Source organism: Pseudomonas sp. 13B_3.2_Bac1 (assembly GCF_025466205.1).
In the GTDB taxonomy this organism is placed as follows: Bacteria; Pseudomonadota; Gammaproteobacteria; order Pseudomonadales; family Pseudomonadaceae; genus Aquipseudomonas; species Aquipseudomonas fluorescens_H.
In genome coordinates, this window is sequence record NZ_JANLOG010000152.1 from 48,094 (window position 1) to 65,329 (window position 17,236).

At 60.8% G+C, this 17,236-nt stretch carries 17 protein-coding genes; 8 read left to right on the forward strand and 9 right to left on the reverse strand.

All coding sequences use genetic code 11. The features are described 5' to 3' along the window. Window positions 1–48: 48 nt before the first annotated feature. Entirely contained in the window at window positions 49–981 is a 933-nt protein-coding gene (locus tag NTD85_RS25970) for an AraC family transcriptional regulator (protein WP_262143609.1), read from the reverse strand. Between the two features lie 206 nt (window positions 982–1,187). Here NTD85_RS25970 and NTD85_RS25975 point away from each other — a divergent pair, with 206 nt between their 5' ends. Together NTD85_RS25975 and NTD85_RS25980 are read left to right on the forward strand one after the other, a co-directional pair. After that, a complete protein-coding gene (locus NTD85_RS25975; protein ID WP_262143561.1) occupies window positions 1,188–2,384 on the forward strand; it encodes an MFS transporter in 1,197 nt (398 codons plus the stop codon). Window positions 2,385–2,497: 113 nt separating this feature from the next. After that, window positions 2,498–3,226, forward strand: coding sequence for a type 1 glutamine amidotransferase (locus NTD85_RS25980; protein ID WP_262143562.1), 729 nt, complete (start codon window positions 2,498–2,500; stop codon window positions 3,224–3,226). Here the strand turns inward: NTD85_RS25980 and NTD85_RS25985 are convergent. The 3 genes from NTD85_RS25985 to NTD85_RS25995 form a co-directional block, all read right to left on the reverse strand. Further along, entirely contained in the window at window positions 3,223–3,579 is a 357-nt protein-coding gene (locus tag NTD85_RS25985; RefSeq protein ID WP_262143563.1) for a hypothetical protein, read from the reverse strand. The two genes, NTD85_RS25980 and NTD85_RS25985, sit on opposite strands and share 4 nt — an antisense overlap. Window positions 3,580–3,978: 399 nt before the next feature. Next, on the reverse strand, window positions 3,979–4,818 hold the full coding sequence (yghU, locus tag NTD85_RS25990; RefSeq protein WP_262143564.1) for a glutathione-dependent disulfide-bond oxidoreductase: 840 nt from the start codon (window positions 4,816–4,818) through the stop codon (window positions 3,979–3,981). Between the two features lie 74 nt (window positions 4,819–4,892). Further along, on the reverse strand, window positions 4,893–5,513 hold the full coding sequence (locus NTD85_RS25995) for a LysE family translocator (protein ID WP_262143565.1): 621 nt from the start codon (window positions 5,511–5,513) through the stop codon (window positions 4,893–4,895). 188 nt (window positions 5,514–5,701) lie between these two features. Between NTD85_RS25995 and NTD85_RS26000 the strand changes: the two genes are divergently transcribed. Next, window positions 5,702–6,607 (forward strand): LysR substrate-binding domain-containing protein, encoded by a 906-nt coding sequence (locus NTD85_RS26000; RefSeq protein WP_262143566.1) that lies wholly within the window; start codon window positions 5,702–5,704, stop codon window positions 6,605–6,607. Here NTD85_RS26000 and NTD85_RS26005 read toward each other — a convergent pair. Genes NTD85_RS26005 through NTD85_RS26015 form a run of 3 tightly spaced genes read right to left on the reverse strand, consistent with a single transcriptional unit; the run spans window position 6,600 to window position 8,489 of the window. After that, window positions 6,600–7,052 carry a hypothetical protein gene (locus tag NTD85_RS26005; protein WP_262143567.1) on the reverse strand — a complete coding sequence of 151 codons (453 nt, stop codon included), beginning with the start codon at window positions 7,050–7,052 and terminating at the stop codon, window positions 6,600–6,602. The two genes, NTD85_RS26000 and NTD85_RS26005, sit on opposite strands and share 8 nt — an antisense overlap. A gap of 37 nt (window positions 7,053–7,089) precedes the next feature. Continuing rightward, a complete protein-coding gene (locus NTD85_RS26010; RefSeq protein WP_262143568.1) occupies window positions 7,090–7,521 on the reverse strand; it encodes a hypothetical protein in 432 nt (143 codons plus the stop codon). Then, window positions 7,518–8,489 (reverse strand): LysR family transcriptional regulator, encoded by a 972-nt coding sequence (locus tag NTD85_RS26015; protein WP_262143569.1) that lies wholly within the window; start codon window positions 8,487–8,489, stop codon window positions 7,518–7,520. Before NTD85_RS26015 ends, NTD85_RS26010 begins: the two co-directional genes overlap by 4 nt. 127 nt (window positions 8,490–8,616) lie before the next feature. Between NTD85_RS26015 and NTD85_RS26020 the strand changes: the two genes are divergently transcribed. Continuing rightward, window positions 8,617–8,892, forward strand: a complete 276-nt coding sequence (locus tag NTD85_RS26020) for a DUF2798 domain-containing protein (RefSeq protein WP_262143570.1) — start codon at window positions 8,617–8,619, stop codon at window positions 8,890–8,892. Window positions 8,893–8,900: 8 nt separating this feature from the next. Here NTD85_RS26020 and NTD85_RS26025 read toward each other — a convergent pair whose 3' ends face one another. Both NTD85_RS26025 and NTD85_RS26030 read right to left on the reverse strand, forming a co-directional pair. Beyond that, the gene (locus NTD85_RS26025; RefSeq protein WP_262143571.1) at window positions 8,901–9,671 is read right to left on the reverse strand and encodes an APH(3')-II family aminoglycoside O-phosphotransferase; all 771 of its coding nucleotides are present in this window, start codon (window positions 9,669–9,671) and stop codon (window positions 8,901–8,903) included. Further along, window positions 9,634–10,593: a LysR family transcriptional regulator gene (locus tag NTD85_RS26030; protein WP_201137356.1), complete on the reverse strand. Its 960-nt coding sequence runs from the start codon at window positions 10,591–10,593 to the stop codon at window positions 9,634–9,636. The genes NTD85_RS26025 and NTD85_RS26030 overlap by 38 nt, the downstream gene beginning before the upstream one ends. Before the next feature lie 106 nt (window positions 10,594–10,699). On the opposite strand from NTD85_RS26030, the gene NTD85_RS26035 reads away from it, so the two are divergent. From NTD85_RS26035 to NTD85_RS26050, 4 genes are all read left to right on the forward strand, one after another. Further along, complete coding sequence (locus NTD85_RS26035) at window positions 10,700–12,427, forward strand: amidohydrolase (protein ID WP_262143572.1); 1,728 nt, start codon at window positions 10,700–10,702, stop codon at window positions 12,425–12,427. 37 nt (window positions 12,428–12,464) lie between these two features. Beyond that, on the forward strand, window positions 12,465–13,541 hold the full coding sequence (locus NTD85_RS26040; RefSeq protein WP_262143573.1) for a C45 family autoproteolytic acyltransferase/hydolase: 1,077 nt from the start codon (window positions 12,465–12,467) through the stop codon (window positions 13,539–13,541). 37 nt (window positions 13,542–13,578) lie between these two features. Beyond that, complete coding sequence (locus NTD85_RS26045; protein ID WP_262143574.1) at window positions 13,579–14,907, forward strand: MFS transporter; 1,329 nt, start codon at window positions 13,579–13,581, stop codon at window positions 14,905–14,907. A 111-nt stretch (window positions 14,908–15,018) separates the two neighbouring features. Next, entirely contained in the window at window positions 15,019–16,806 is a 1,788-nt protein-coding gene (locus tag NTD85_RS26050; RefSeq protein WP_262143575.1) for a thiamine pyrophosphate-requiring protein, read from the forward strand. Window positions 16,807–17,236: the final 430 nt, after the last annotated feature.

Consider the following 17,236-nt stretch of genomic DNA (forward strand, 5'->3'; position numbering starts at 1 on the left):
GCGGAGAAACGCGGCGTGGCGCCTCACCGGTAAAGCGTGTTCTTTTGCTCAACTGGTCGCGTTGCCCAGCGCTTCTGCGGCGTATTGCTCGCCCCGCAGCAGCGCCATGTCACGACTCGGTGCGGTGCCGTACAGGCGTGCGTATTCGCGGCTGAACTGCGAGGGACTTTCATAGCCGACCGCAAACGCCGCTCGCGAAACGTCCAGACGCTCCATCAACATCAGCCGGCGGGCTTCGTTCAATCGCAGCCACTTCTGGTACTGCAGCGGGCTCATGCCGGTGAGCTGGCGGAAGTGGTGGTGAAAGGTCGGTGTGCTCATCTGCACCCGCGCCGCCAGTTCATCGATGCGCAGCGCCGCGCTGTAGTTGACCTTGAGCCAGTCGATGGCTTTGGCGATGCGATAACCCTGGCCATCGACGGCAGTGATCTGCCGCAGCCGCGCGCCTTGATCGGTATGGAGCAGCCGATAGTGGATTTCCCGCAGCACCAGCGGCGCCAGCAGCGGGATTGCCTCGGGCTCATCGAGCAATGCCAGCAGGCGTTCGAGCGCGCCTTCCAGCGCGCACGACATGTCGCCAATGCCAGCGCCTGAACCCGTGGATGAATGCCGCTTGGCCGGCAGGCCAACCTTGGTGATGACCTCGGCGAGCATGCTCACATCCAGTTTCAGCACCAGTCCGACACAGGGCTGTTCGGGGCTGGCAACCAGCACTTCAGAGTTGGCGGGCAGATCCAGTGAGGTGACCAGAAACCGCGAAGGGTCATAGCTGTAACCTTCACCCCCGACCCACAAGCGCTTTTCCCCACGGCCCACGAGAATCAGGCTCGGCTCGATCATGCACACGGCCGGTGGCGCCGGCTGATCGCGACGAAACAGCGACAGCCCGGGTATGGCCGTGGGGAAGTCACCCGGCACGCTCACGCGCGGGTCAATGTTCAACGCCAAAGGTGACTCGTGGCGCAGCGGGGTAGTGATCATGTCGGGCAACTCCTGATGATCGAACTCTAGTCCGCCGAACAGACGTTTCCTATACATCACCCTGCATCCTCAGAGGATCAGGCAAGCATTCAAGAGGAATGCACTAGGGCAGAGGTCAATCGACCGGGAGAATGTGTCAAACCATTACAGGAGAGCCGCGATTCGACAACGCGATCCTGACGCCTCTCGCAATACAGGTAGTTCCCATGACTTCTCTTTCTACAGAACAACGCGGCTGGAGCGCCGTGCTGGCCATGTCGTTGGCCGCCTTCGCGCTGGTCGCTTCAGAATTCATGCCGGTCAGCCTGCTGACGCCCATTGCCGCAGAACTGCACATCACAGAAGGCCAGGCCGGGCAGGGGATTTCCGTGTCCGGGGCGTTCGCCCTGGTGACCAGCCTGGTGATTGCAGCGGTCGCTGCTCGCGTCGAGCGCAAGAAGCTGTTGCTGGGTCTGACCTTGCTGATGATCGTCTCGGGAACAGTGGTCGCGTTCGCGCCGGGCTACCCTTCGTTCATGTTCGGGCGGGCCTTGATCGGTATCGCTATCGGCGGTTTCTGGTCGTTGTCGGCGGCGACCGCAATGCGTCTGGTGCAGCCTGATCAAGTGTCTCGGGCACTGGCCATCGTCAACGGCGGTAACGCGCTGGCGACGGTGATTGCCGCTCCGGCGGGGAGTTTCCTCGGCGCGTTGATAGGCTGGCGCGGCGCATTCTTCTGTGTGGTTCCGGTCGCTGCGCTGGCGGCCGTGTGGCTGCTGATCAGCCTGCCGTCCTTCAAGCTCGAGCGTCAGGCCGGTAGCGGCAATGCCCTGCGGTTGATGAAGCAATGGCCGGTCGCCTTGGGGATGGTCGCCGTCAGCGTATTTTTCATGGGGCAGTTCATGCTGTTCACTTACCTGCGTCCCTTTCTGGAGGTCGTCACCGGGGTCAGCGTTGCAACCCTGTCGTTGATGCTGCTGGGGCTGGGGCTTGCCGGTTTCATCGGGACCTTTGTGATTGAAAGATTCCTCGGCACCGGCCTGTACCGCACGCTCACGGTTATTCCGCTGATCATGGCGGTGATTGCACTGGCCCTTGTGAACTTCGGCGCATCGCCGTTGCTCAGCGCAGTGCTGCTCGGACTGTGGGGGCTGGTCGCCACGGCGGCTCCCGTTGGCTGGTGGACATGGCTGGCGCAGACGCTCCCGGAGGATGCCGAAGCCGGGGGCGGCTTGCTCGTGGCCATTGTTCAACTGGCTATCGCAGCCGGGGCAATCGTCGGTGGCCTGGCATTTGATCTGAGCGGTTATCAAGCCACCTTCGAGCTGAGCGCTACGGTATTGGTGGTTGCGTCGGTGCTCGCGTGGTTAGCGGGGCGCAGTGCAGTGGAGGTTCATCTTGTCGAGTCGAATGTGACCGGTTGAGAGAAGTGATTGCGGAGTTGGCAGCTCAGCTCCAGCAACGGACTTGTCAATGACACGAAGTGTCATATAGTCTTTCGCGCATCACTCATCCTGCTCCTCACCAAGGATTTCCAATGAACGTTCATTTCGTGGTTCACGAAGCATTCGAATCGCCCGGCGCCTATGAAACCTGGGTTCGCGAACGTGGCCATGAAGCGAGCTATTCGCGCGTTCATGCGTTTGACGCGTTGCCTGCCAGCGTCGAGAACATCGACCTGCTGGTGGTGTTGGGCGGTCCGCAATCGCCGGCGACGAGCAAAGAGCAATGCCCGCATTTCGATGCGGCCGCCGAGTGCGATCTGATCGTCAGAGCGATCAACGCGAACAAGGCAGTGGTCGGTGTTTGCCTGGGGGCGCAATTGCTCGGCGAAGCGCTGGGTGCAGCACATGGCCATAGTCCGGAAAAGGAGATCGGCAATTTTCCGATCACCTTGACTGAGGCGGGCAAGAGCAACGCCAAGGTTGCGCACTTCGGCGATAAGCTCGAAGTGGGGCATTGGCACAACGATATGCCGGGGCTGACGGCGCAGGCGAAGATCCTTGCCGTCAGTGAGGGCTGCCCGCGTCAGATTGTCGAGTACAGCGATCTGGTCTACGGCTTCCAGTGCCATATGGAGTTCACTACGGAGGTCGTGGAGCGCTTGATTGCCGCGTCCGGCGACGAGTTGGCGGCGGCGGTGGATCGGCGTTTCGTTCAGCAGCCGGCGATGCTACGAACCAACGCTTATGAGGAGATGAACCTGAAACTGTTCGAGTTCCTCGACAAGCTGGTTGCGCAGTATCAGCAGCAACGCAAGGGCTAGGAATACCGGACCAGACGATGACGCCAGTTGCCACCGTGAGTGCGTTGGCATTCCTCTTCGGAGTCGAAACGCACGTTGCGGTCTGAAACGGGTACATCGATGTTGGCCTCATGCAGCGCAGTGGCCGCCAGTTCATGGATGCGTGCCTTGGCGTCGGTCAGGGCGAGATTTTTGTCGGCCTCGGTTTCGAACACCCAGATGACTTTCAGGGTTTGAGCCAGCGCGTTCAAATCAGCGGTGTGGGTGAGCCAGGTGAAACCTTTGATTTCGCCTTTTGCGGTCTCACACGCGTCAGTGAGCGTGGCAATCAAGCGCCGCTCGATTTGCGCCAGTTCACGTTTTCCAGGGGGCATTGCAGATCCTTCGGTGACAGTGGTGGTGTGGAGATGGGTTTATCCGGTGGGTCTTGCGAAACAGGGCATTGCGCGTCGCGCACTCATGTTGCTGTGGGAGCGGGCTTGCTCGCGAAAGCGGTATGTCTGGATGTGAGTGTTGACTGAGCCGACGCCTTCGCGAGCAAGCCCGCTCCCACAAGGATTGCGGGTGATTGCGGATGCCCAAGTCCAGCACAAGTCCCACTGTAATTGCAGGGGCTCTCAAATCCTCATGTCCAACCCGAACCCCTGTGGGAGCGGGCTTGCTCGCGAAAGCGGTAGGTCTGTGATGCCAGTGTTGACTGACCCGGAGCCTTCGCGAGCAAGCCCGCTCCCACAAAGATTGCTGTGATCCCGGATCCCTGTGGGAGCGCGGCGTCAATCCAGATCGCTGGCCTGATGCCGTTCAGGAACTTGGCTGGCCTCGTCACCCCAGGTGCGATTGACGCGCTGGCCACGGATCACCGCAGGGCGTTGAGCGATTTCTTCTGCCCAGCGCTGCAAGTGGGTGTAATCCTGTGCCGATAGAAATTCAGCCGCCGAATACACGTTATTGCGCACCAGTTGCCCGTACCACGGCCAGACCGCGATGTCGGCGATGGTGTAGCTGTCGCCGGCCAGGTAGCGGCTCTCGCCAAGGCGCCGGTCAAGCACATCAAGCTGACGCTTGGCTTCCATGGTGAAGCGGTTGATCGGGTATTCGAGCTTCTCCGGCGCATACGCATAGAAGTGCCCGAAGCCGCCGCCCAGATAAGGCGCCGCGCCCATTTGCCAGAACAGCCAGTTCAGGGTTTCCGTGCGACCGGCGGGATCTTTCGGCAGGAAGGCGCCGAATTTTTCTGCCAGATACAACAGGATCGAACCGGATTCGAACACCCGAGTCGGCGGCTGTGTGCTGCGGTCGAGCAGCGCTGGAATCTTCGAGTTCGGATTGATCTCGACAAAACCGCTGGAGAACTGATCCCCCTCGTTGATGCGGATCAGCCACGCATCGTACTCGGCACCGGTATGCCCCAGTGCGAGCAATTCTTCCAGGAGGATGGTCACCTTCACGCCGTTGGGCGTCGCCAGCGAATACAGCTGCAGCGGATGCTTGCCCACCGGCAACGTCTTTTCATGGGTCGGCCCGGCAATCGGGCGGTTGATGTTGGCGAACTGGCCGCCGGACGGCGCTTCGTGTTTCCAGACTTTGGGCGGTACGTAGGGCACTTTACTCATGAAATGGGCCTCATCGTGGGTGTGCCGAGGGATACCTCGACAGGTATCAGACTCGACAGCATAAACGCTCTACCTCAGGACTGTGCAACCCCGGGAATCATCAAACACGCCGCCAGACCAATCAGTGCCGTACCAATCACCTTGTCGATGAGCCGCTGTTTTTCCAGCATCCGGCGACGTAATCGATCCGTTGAAAAAAACAGTGCAACCAGGCTGAACCACGCCCAGTGAGTGAACGACATGAACAAGCCATAGGCGAAGTTTGCTGTCAGGGAACTGCCTGGCTCCACCACCTGGCTGTACGCCGCCACCACGAACAGCATGGTTTTCGGATTCAGTGCATTGGTCAGAAAACCTGAGCAGAACACTTTCCAGGCGCGGGGTGCCGAAGCGCTCGCATCGGCAAATATCAGCACCGATTTATTGGTAAAGGATTTGATGCCCAGATAGACCAGGTAACCGGCACCCAGCAGCTTCATCATCCAGAACAGTACCGGCGATTGAGTAATGATCAGCGCCACCCCGAACACGGTGTAGAACACATGAACCTGCACGCCGCAGGCAATGCCCAGCGCAGCCAGCAAACCGCTTCGCCGGCCATAGGCGTAACTGTTGCGGGTGACCATGGCAAAGTCCGGCCCGGGACTGATCACGGCCAGGATGGTGATCGCGATTACCAGCAACAACTCGTTCATTCCTGCTCTCTCCATGACGATATTTGCGCTACTCGAATTCACAGATGTCGAGCTTCGATCTGCCCAATGACCAACAGTCATTGATGCGAATCTGCTCCAGCGTCTGCGAGCGGCGCCATGATGGAGAAGTGTCTTCGGCAAAAAAAACGATTTATAGTCGCGAAAATCTGTGAGAAATCATCGCCTATATGAACCTTCCTCCATTGGCTGCCTTTCGCTTCTTCAATACCGCCGCCCAGACCCAGAGTTTTGTAAAAGCTGCCGAGCTGCTGCACGTTACTCATGGTGCGGTCAGCCGCCAGGTGCGCTTGCTGGAGGAGGCGATCGGCGTGGAATTGTTCGAGCGGCGCAATCGGGCGATCTTTCTCAACCACGCCGGGCGCTTGCTGTTCAATGTCACCGCGCCGATGTTCGAGCAGTTGGAAAGCGCTGTTTATCGTCTGCAACGCGAAGTCCACGATGACGTGCTGGTGGTGTCCTGCGAGCCGACCATCGCCATGAAATGGCTGATCCCGCGCTTGCCTGACTTCCACAGCGCGCATCCACAGTTGCAGGTGCAATTGCTGACGGCCGGCGGGCCCATCGACTTCGCTCGTTCAGGGGTGGATCTGGCGATCCGGCGCGACGATTTTCATTGGGGCGAGACCGTGCATGGGGTGACCCTTTGTGAGGAATGGATCGGCCCGGTCTGCGTGCCGTCCAGTCGTCCTGCAAGCGATCATTTGCGCGGTGCCTGCATGCTGCGCAGCAAGACGCGCTCACAGGCGTGGGATAACTGGCTTCGACTGGCCGACATGATCACGGTGCAGGTCAGTCGGGTCGACTACGAACACTTCTATCTGTGCATTCAAGCGGCGTTAGCGGGGCAAGGGATCGCCATGGCGTCGTTTCTGATGGTTCAGGACGAGCTCAAATCCGGCCAATTGATCGCGCCATTCGGCTTCATTCGCGACGGCTCGAGTTATTGCCTGTTATCGCCGCAACCCTTTGAGCAGAGCACCAATGCGATGGTTTTCCGCGAGTGGATCACCCAGCAGATGAGCGCCTGTAGCCGGCAGTTTGAGGGGGCTGATGATTCGCCCGGCGCTATTTAGTGATGCTGCCCTGACGCAGATCCGCGCAAAAAATATCCACGCTGCCATCAGTCGCCGCCGTGCGCACTACCACGGAGTAATCGCCGGACAGCAACTGCGACAGGGCCACCGGCGCGCTCCGGGAAAACGTCCAGCCACGAATCGCCTGTCGTTCGGTATTGACCCTGTCGTTCAACGCATAGGCCACCGCTCCGGGTTGCTGGCAACTGCCCTTGTTGACGAAGGCATAAAGGCGCAAGGGTAGCGAGGCACCGCTCGGCGTACCGCTGATGAAGAAATTGAAATTGGTCCGCTGGCCCCAGTCGGCCAACGTGACATTGCCGATCTGCCCGGTGTTCTGCCGGGTGGCGGTCAGCGGGAGGTACACGCTGGAGCCAGCTGACCCGGCGCAACCGGCGAGGCTGGTCGTCATCAATAACACCGCAAACGGGGTTGTGAGCTGCATTGCCGATCTCCTGTGGTGGGGAGTTGCAATGTTTCAGTTAAGCAGATCGACACGGCGGCAGGAGAACGGTTGATAGCGATTCCGGATCGAATGATGTGTTGGCAATCTTGCTGACCTCAGGTTCCAACTGCCATTGGTCACAGCGGTTGGTAATCTGGCGTAGAACCCATTCCTGCGGGCCAGTCCAGGACAGCTCGATATAAGTTCCTGCAAGCTCTCCGTTGGTGATCAGCAAACCTGCTTCCTCCGCAGGACCCGGGCACATGCCTCCGACAGCAAAAGGTACACGCGCAAGCATTAGTGCGTTGAGCAGGCGTATCAGTTCGACGTGTGAAGTGAACGCCATGTGGATTTTTCCGGCCGCAGCGCCGGCGAAAACCAGATTGCCGGTCATCGAATCAGTCGAGTTGATCGATGCCAGATATACGGGTGGCTGACCATAGCCTTTTGCGTAGCGAGGAGTGTTCACTGCAAATCCTTTTCAGTGGGCGCGTGAAACGACGGGGCCAAAGCATCTTCGATCGGCCAGCGCCTCTTCAAGTGTTCCGTCAAATAATCCATGAAAGCTCTGACCTTCGGCGTCATCGCCGCTCGCTCCTGCACGCATGCATAGATGTCCATCGGTTCGACATAAGCCTGCGCCTCACCTTGGAGATCGTCGAACAGCGGCAGCAATTGACCGCTTTCAAGATAGGGCGCGGCGACGAATTCGGCCAGGCGCGTAACGCCCGCGCCGTTGACTGCCATTTGCGCCAGAACATCGATGTCGTCGCTGATGGCGGTGGCGTTGATCGGGGCGTCGTAGTGCTCGCCGTTGCGGAGGAAACCCCAGCGCAGAAAACGCCCGTCCAATGGATAACGGAACGCCAGACAGGCGTGGTGTTGCAGGTCTTGCGGTGATTGCGGCACGCCGGCGCGTTCGAGGTAGGCGGGGGCGGCGCAGAAGATGAACGGCAGGGAAGCAATCCGGCGCGCGACGATGCCATCTTCCAGTTGCGGCTTGATCCGCAGGCTCAGGTCGATGCCGTCCTGGATGTGATTGATCTTGCCGTTGGTGGTCGACAGCTCGACCAGCAGGCGCGGATGCAGCGCGGCGAAACTGGCGAGTAACGGCGCCAGGACGTGGCGGCCGAATGCGCTGGTGGAGGCGATGCTCAAACGCCCTTGCAGTTCGCTTTCATCGCTGACGATCGCACTTTGCGCCGACTCCAGATCAGCCGCGATGCGTCTGACCTTTTCGTAATACAGCGCACCATTTTCGGTGAGGGCCATGCGGCGGGTGGTGCGTTGCAGCAGGCGAACACCGAGGTGCGTTTCGAGGCGATTGAGGGTCTGGCTCACCGCGGCCGCACTGACACCCAGCGTCTTGGCGGCGCCGACGATGGAGCCGGCTTCGACCACTTTGATAAAACTGGCAATCGCCGCCAACAGATTCATCCGTGTCCCGCCGCATGGGTTTGATTCGTAAGTTGTGCTTTATAAAGTACCTGTGGCGGGCCGTCTAGTTGCGCGCAGGGGGGCTTTGCTAAGGTGCCGACTCCCTGTCAATGGATGGAAAAGCCCTATGAATCAAAGAACCACCACCGATGCCTTGTATCTCAGCCGGCGCAAGCTGTCGCCGCGGGCGACACCCTATGTGTTTGCGTTGTACATGGCGACGATCATGGCGTTCCTGATGTCGCTGGTGATCACCGCCGCCAATTCCGGGATTGATAACGACTACCTGAGTAATGCGTTGCACGCTTACAAGCTGGCAATGCCGGTGGCCTTTCTGTGCATCCTCGTGGTGCGGCCGATTGTGATCAAACTGGTGGCGATGACGGTGCATCCGCATCGTTGATGCGTGCCTCAGAAAAACTCGTCGAGCAACTGATAGAAAGCGATTTTTCGCAGATCCGGTTGCACCCCATAAGCCTCGAAAAATGCCGGCACCCATTGCTCGCCGAGGTTGTAGGCGATGCTGTGGGCTGTCAGTGCAAGGTCCTGGAAACGGTCGGAAACGCCCAGCCGCCCGCAGTCGACGAAACCGCTGAAGCGACCGTGGTCGGCGAGCAGGTTGGGCAGGCACGCGTCGCCGTGAGTCACCACCAGGTCTTCGCTGTTCGGGCGCGCGGCCAGCATCTGCTCGAACAGCGCTTCGGCGCTTTGGCCGAGGCGCGAGTCGTCGAAATCCTCTTCGTCGATCAAACCGGCCAACAGGTGCTCGCGGGCCAGGGCGATTTTCGCGTCGAGGCGATGATCGAATGGGCAGTCTTCAATGTTGATCGCATGCAGCGTGCGCAAGGCATTCGCCGCCAGCGAGACGATTTGCTGCGGCGTGAGATGTTCACTGCTGGCGAGGTCGCGTCCCGGTACAGCGGTCATCAGCAACCAGAAGCGCTCGCTTTCTTCGACGCTGTCGAGCACGCGCGCCGCCGGCAGATCCTGCTCAGCCAGCCATCGCAGGCGGTGCACTTCGCCAGGCAATTCGGAGAAGCTGATTCGCGGCTCTGATTTGACGAACAGCGGCGCTGATCCGGCGGGCGTCAGGCGGAACACATCGGCGCGGGATTCGCCGATGGTTTGCTGTTCGTAGCGGGTGTCAGCGAAACGCTGGCGCCATGTCTGTGGCAGATCCATTTTCATTCGTCCCTTGTGACAGTGGGCGCCAGTGCGCCTTCAAGAATTCGATAAACACTTTGACCTTGCGCGTGTTGCGCCGGTGGGCCAGATACAACACGTAAATCCACGGGCCGAACGCGCTTGGCTCGCGCCAGTACTCGGGCATCACTTCCACCAGTTCGCCGCTAGCCAGATACGGCGCGGCGCTCCATTGCGGCAGAAACTGCAGGCCCTGGCCCTTCAGCAGGCAGGCCAGCAGGAAGTCGTAATTGTCGCTGGCCACCCGTGGACTCGGCTGGGTCAGGCGAATCCTCCGGTCACCTTGCTTGACCCACCAGAAATGCCGGTTGAGCAGCGGGTGACGAAAGATCAGCCAGTCGTGCTGCTGATAGTTGTCCAGTGACACCTCTTGACCCTTGCGCGCCAGATACGTCGGGCTGGCGCACAGCACCACCCGATTCTCGACGATGGGTTGGGCGATCACGCCCGGCAGATCGATCGGGCCGTCACGCAGCGCCAGATCGTAACCGCCATCCACCGGATCGTCATAGCTGTCACTCAAGTCGACTTCCAGATGCACCTGTGGGTGGGCGTCGAGAAAGCGGCAGCAGACGTCGTTGAGAAACGCCGGGGCGAAGGAGGGCGGTGCGGTGATGCGCAGGCCGCCGCTCAATTCGTGCCTGAGCTGTTCGACACCCTCGCAGGCCAATTGCAGTTGCATCAACGCCTGCCGCGCGCCATCCAGATAAATCCGTCCGGCCTCGGTCAACGCCATGCGTCTGGTCGTCCGGTCGAACAGCCGCGTGCCAAGCTCTTCTTCCAGTTGCGCCACGGCTTTGGTCAGGGCTGACGGAGTCTTGCCGAGCACCTCGGCGGCGCGGCTGAAATTGCCGTGTTCGGCGGTGGCGACGAACATCGTCAGGGCACTCATCTTGTCCATTGATCTATTCCTGCTGGGCACAGAAGTTGTGCGCGAGGTGGCATTCAGTTATCGCCAAGGCTTGGATAGGCTTGCTCGCAGCCTAACAAAAATAACGAGAAGCCTCATGAAGCAGCTACTGATCCTGATGGTGTCATCGGCACTGGCCTGTGCCTCACTGGAAAGTCTGGCGTCCGCCGATCTGATCCTGCACGACGCCAAGGTCTACACCGCCGAACCCGGCCAGCCCTTGCAGCAAGCGGTCGCGGTGGAGAACGGCAAGATCCTCGCCGTGGGCACGGATGCGCAGGTGATGCGCCTGAAGACGCCGGCCACGCAAGTGATCGACCTGCACGGCAAAGTGCTGATGCCGGGCTTCATCGACTCGCATTCCCACACGATCAAGGGCGGTCTGCAGATGTTGCAGGCCAACCTCGACGGGCAACTGTTGCCGCTTGATCAACTGGAACAACGCCTGCGCCAATGGCGTCAGGACGGCAAGGCGCAGCGTGGGGATTTCCTCAGTGTCGGCGGGTTGCCGTCGACCTACTGGAGCGACATCGCCGCCCTCGAGCAGCGTTTCAATCAGGGCGAATGGGCGAACCAGCCGATCCTCCTGCTGGGCTGGGATCTGCACACCGGCTGGGCCAATCGGGCGATGCTTGAACGCGCCGGCGTCACGGCAGAGAAAGTTAAAACGCTCAAGGGCGAAGAGCAGGCAACCATCGGCCATCACTCCGACGGCAGCCCGGATGGCTTCCTCGTCGATGCCGGACTGTACCCGGTGCAGGCCTTGCTGCCGCCGCCGACCGCTGACACCTTGCTGGCCGCTGGGCGCGCGGCGTTGAACTACTACAAGAGCCTGGGGATCACCGGATGGATGGACCCGCTCGCCAACGAAGTCCCGGGCAGTGACGTTACCAACACCTCGCTCGGTGTGTTGCCGACCTACAAAAAACTCTCGGAAAACGGCGAACTCACCGCCCACGTCGCGGCGCTGTTGATGGCGGATTCCAAGGCCAGACCGGCCGACCTCGATGAGCTCGACAAGGTGCGCCAACAGTTCCTCGGAGTCAGCAATCTGACCTTGCCGGGGATCAAGATTTTCGCTGACGGCGTGGCCGAAGCGCCGGCGCAAAGCGCGGCGATGCTCGAGCCGTACCGCAACTCGAAAAAGACCGGTGAGCTGCTGATCGACCCGGCGCATTTCGGCGAGCTGGTCAGCGCTGCCGATGCCCGTGGCTGGCTGGTGCACATCCACGCCATCGGTGACCGCGCGGTGCGTGAGTCGCTTAACGGCATCGAGCAGGCGCGCAAGGATCGTCAGAGTGGCATCGCCCATTCGATCACTCACCTGCAAATGGTCAATCCCAAGGAGTTCGCTCGTTTCAAGGCGCTGAATGTCATCGCCTCGATGCAGATGTTCTGGGCTGCCGCCGATGAGTCGAGCATGGATCTGGTCAAGCCTTACGTCAGCGCGATGGCCTTCATGTACACCTATCCGGCGCGCTCGCTGTTGAAGAACGGCGCGACCATCGCCGGTGCCAGCGACTGGCCGATCACCACCCCGGAGCCGTGGAAGGCGATCTATCAGGCCGTCAGCCGCAAAGGACCGAAAGGCGTGCTCAACGCCGCCGAAGACATCGACCGCCAGGTCATGTTCCAGGCCTACACCCTCAACGCGGCCAAGGTGCTGCGTCTTGAAGACCAGATCGGTTCGCTCAAGCCCGGCAAGCAGGCCGACATGATCGTCCTCGACCGCGATGTGTTCACGGTCGAGCCCGCCGCTCTGCGCGACACCCAGGTGCTCAACACCTGGTTCGCCGGTCGCGAAATCTACCGCCGTAAACCGTGACGGCAGCCTTTCAAAACGACAACAAGGAAATCTTTTCGTGAATGTTCATTGCTTCGTCACCGACACCCGTAACCCGCAGACTCGCGGGCAGCAGATTGGCACCACCTGGGGCGCGCAGATCCGCCAGACGGTGGCGCTCTATCTGGATTTCTTCAATCAGGTCGGTGTTCCCCAGGCACAGGTGCAGGCCATCGGTGAAGCCAGTCTGCAAACCCTCCAAGGCTGGTGCCCGAGCCTCGCCGAAGAGCTCGTCGCCACTGCTGAAGGTGCCGAGGTGCCGCTTTGGCAGCTCGCCAGTCTGAATGCTCGTACCGAGATTCTCGCGGTAATGCCGGCGTCCACCGAGGGCGAGTGCTCGACCGCCGTGTTCGCCCCCCACGGCGCATTGCCGCCGCGCAGCATCCAGACTTGGGACTGGCACGATTCGCTGGTGCCCAACGGGCTGATTCTGCAACTGACCACGGCCGCAGGCATGACGGTCAAACTGTTCACCGAGTTCGGCATGCTCGGCAAGATCGGCGTCAACAGCGCCGGGCTGGGTTTGCACTTCAACATCCTGCATCACGCCAGCGACAATGGATCTGCCGGGGTGCCGGTGCATGCGGTTGCCCGGCGCATCCTTGAAGAAGCCAGCAGCGTTGACGAAGCGATTGCGCTGGCGCGTTCAGCGCGGGTCAGCGCCTCCACGGTGCTGACCGTGTTCTCCCGCGAGGACTCAAGCCCGCGTGCGGTGAGCATTGAAATGTCGCCAGCATTCACTGCAGTGGTGCAGCCCGATGCCGAGGGCTGGATCACCCACACCAACCATTTTCTAGATCCCGAACTGAGCCTCGGCGAGCGCACACCGGATGCCTCGACGACTTACGCGCGTTTCGATCACGTCAACGCGGCGCTGCAAAACATGGCCAGTGGCAACCTGAGCCATCGGGCAGACGCCATGTGCGGCGAGGCGGGTGAAGACGCGCCGATCTGCTTCCACCCGGATCTGAGCATGCCGGCGACCGAACGCTGGGAGACTCTGCTGACCATCGGCATCGACACCGAGAACAGCGTCCTCGAATACGCCGCCGGCAACCCCAAACAGCTCGCCCGAAACGGCTATCTGCGTTTCTGAATCGCGGCCTCCAATAAAAACAAAACGAGCAATGCACATGGCTACCGAGATTGATCGCAAGAGCGGTTCCCCGTCAGCGCTGAGGACGTTTTTCGTCTCCGGCATGGGCACCGCCCTGGAGTTCTATGACTTCGTGATATACGGCACCGCCGCCGCGCTGGTGTTTCCCAAAGTGTTCTTTCCGCAGATGGATCCGCTGACCGCGACGCTGGTGGCGTTCGGCGCCTTTGGCGCCGGGTTCTTCGCCCGGCCCCTTGGCGGCATGGTGTTCGGGCATTACGGTGACAAACTCGGCCGGCAGAAAATGCTGGTGATCACGCTGCTGCTGATGGGTTTGAGCACGCTGTTGATCGGCTGCCTGCCGGGCTATGCCACCCTCGGCGCTGGCGCACCGGTGTTGTTGGTGCTGCTCAGGCTGGTGCAGGGCTTTGCCGCCGGTGGCGAGTGGGGTGGCGCGGCGTTGTTCGGTATCGAGTCGGCGCCGCCCGGGCGTCGTGGTCTGTGGGGCAGTTTCACCAGCATGGGCATCGGTATCGGCGGGATTCTCGGTGCCGGAGTGTTCGCGATTGTCAGTGTCGCATCACACGATGACCTGGCCGGATTTGCCTGGCGCATTCCATTCTGGCTCGGTGGCGTGCTGGTGCTGATCGGTCTGTATGCGCGCCTGCAGAAACCGCTCGAACAACCCGCCGAACCGCACGCCCACGTGCGCATGCCGCTGCTTGAAGCGCTGCGTGCGCGGCCCAGAGCCATGCTGTTGTGCACCGGCATCGCTTTCGGCTATGTGACCATCGCCTACATCGGCAGCACGTTCTTTCTGTCGTATGCAACGCAATTGGGCTATGGCAGTACCGATGCGCTGGTATTCGACTTGTCGCTGTCGATCGCCATCGTGATCACCGCGCCGTTGTTTGCCTTGCTGTCCGACCGGATCGGCCGCCGCCAGGTGATGATCCTCGGCGCGCTGATCATGGCTCTCGGCTTCTTTGCGTTTTTCCCGCTGGTCGGCCTCAAGAGTCTGCTGATTTCTACCGCTGCCTATATCGCTATCGGTGCGTTCATGGGCGCGACGCAGGGGCCTATTCCGGCGTTTCTGGCTGAACAGTTTCCGCGGCACATGCGCTATTCGGGAATGTCGGCGGCGTACCAGATCGGTGCGGCGCTGGGCGGCGGGACCGCTTCCAGTGCGGCCACAGCGATTCTGATCGCCAACAACCACAACGCGTTCGGGGTGGCGGTTTACGGCGCGGTTGCGCTGGGTATCGTGGCGCTGTGCTCGTTTCTTCTGAAGGAGACGGCGCACCTGAGCCTTGCCCAAATCGATGAGGTCGAGTGGGCGCAGGCTGTACCCGTCGCCACTGGCTAATGGCAAAAACAATCGAAACTTCGCGCTCTTCTCGGCTGTCCAGACCCTTGTACTTCCCGGCGGATGTTTCGCCGGGAAGGCTTCATGCATCGGTGACAGGCGAGGAACGAGATGACGACGACAGTGGGAGATTTTCTGGTTGAGCGGCTCAGCCAATGGGGCGTCACGCGGATTTTTGGTTATCCGGGAGACGGCATCAATGGCGTGTTCGGCGCGCTCGCCCGAGCCAATGGCAAGATCGAATTCGTTCAGGCCCGGCACGAAGAAATGGCCGCGTTCATGGCTTCGGCCCACGCCAAGTTCACCGGCGAATTAGGTGTGTGCATTGCCACTTCAGGCCCCGGCGCTACGCACTTGATTACCGGGCTGTACGACGCCCGCATGGATCACCAGCCGATGCTGGCGATTGTTGGTCAGCAGGCGCGTACCGCACTCGGCAGCCATTACCAGCAGGAGCTGGACCTGGTCTCGATGTTCAAGGATGTGGCCGGGGCTTTTGTGCAGCAGGCGTCGGCGCCGTCGCAAGTACGACATTTGCTCGACCGCGCCGTGCGCACAGCGGTTGGCGAGCGGCGGGTGACAGCGATCATCCTGCCCAATGATTTGCAGGATCTTGAGTACGAACCACCGGCGCGGGCGCATGGCACCGCGCACTCTGGCGTCGGTTACACCAAGCCGAAAGTGCTGCCCTACGAGGCGGATCTGCAGCGCGCCGCCGACGTTCTGAACAGCGGTGAAAAGGTTGCGATTCTGGTGGGCGCCGGCGCGTTGCAGGCGACGGATGAAGTGATCGCCATCGCGGAAAAACTTGGCGCCGGGGTTGCCAAGGCGTTGCTCGGCAAGGCTGCGCTGCCGGACGATTTGCCGTGGGTCACCGGCAGCATTGGTCTGCTGGGCACCGAACCGAGCTACAAGATGATGAACGAATGCGACACCTTGCTGATGATTGGCTCGGGTTTCCCCTATGCCGAATTTCTGCCCAAGGAAGGTCAGGCGCGCGGCGTGCAGATCGACCTGCAACCCGACATGCTCAGCCTGCGTTATCCGATGGAGGTCAATCTGGTTGGCGACTCCGCGGAAACCCTTGCTGCGTTGCTGCCGTTGCTCGAACAGAAGACCTCGCGCAAGTGGCGCAAAAAGATCGAAGGCTGGCGCGGCAGCTGGGAAAAGACTCTGGAAAAGCGCGCGATGGCCAAAGCCACACCGATCAATCCACAGCGGGTGGTGTATGAACTGTCACCGCGCCTGCCGGATCAGGCAATTATCACCAGCGATTCGGGCTCCTGCGCCAACTGGTACGCCCGTGACCTGAAAATTCGCCGGGGCATGCAGTGTTCGCTGTCCGGCGGACTGGCTTCGATGGGGGCTGCCGTGCCGTACGCGATTGCCGCCAAGTTCGCCCATCCCGAGCGCGCGGTGATTGCCCTGGTGGGGGATGGCGCGATGCAGATGAACAACATGGCCGAGCTGATCACCGTCGCCAAATACTGGCGCCAGTGGGACAGCCCGAAGTGGATCTGCGCGGTGTTCAACAACGAGGATCTGAATCAGGTCACTTGGGAACAGCGGGTGATGGAGGGTGATCCGAAGTTCGAAGCCTCGCAGAGCATCCCCGATGTGCCGTATCACCTGTTCGCCATTTCCATCGGCCTGAAAGGGATTTTCGTCGACCGCGAAGAGGACGTTGCCGCCGCCTGGGAGCAGGCATTGGCTTCGGAGGTGCCGGTGCTGATCGAGTTCAAGACCGATCCCAACGTACCGCCGTTGCCGCCGCACATCACGCTCCAACAGGCGAAGAAATTTGCCACGACCCTGCTCAAGGGCGACCCGGACGAGGCAGGCGTCATCGTGCAAGCCGCCAAGCAGGTGCTGGCGAGCGTCCTTCCAGGCAAAAAATAACCGCATAGGAGCTTCGCCGTGCCCCAAATCTGTGAATGCCGCTGAAACCTGTGGGAGCGGGCTTGCTCGCGAAAGCGCTGTGTCAGGTGCAGAAGTTGTGGATGTATCGACGCCTTCGCTGGCAAGCCAGCTCCCACAGGTGTTTCGTCGTCCCCCCCATCTGTGAACGCCGCCGAAATTGTGGGAGCGGGCTTGCTCGCGAAGGCGGTATGTCAGGCGCAGCGATTGTGGATGTGTCGACGCCTTCGCTGGCAAGCCAGCTCCCACAGGTATTTCGTCGTACCCCCAATCTGTGAACGCCGCCGAAATTGTGGGAGCGGGCTTGCTCGCGAAGGCGGTGTGTCAGGCGCAGCGATTGTGGATGTGTCGACGCCTTCGCTGGCAAGCCAGCTCCCACAGGTGTTTCGTCGTACCCCCAATCTGTGAACGC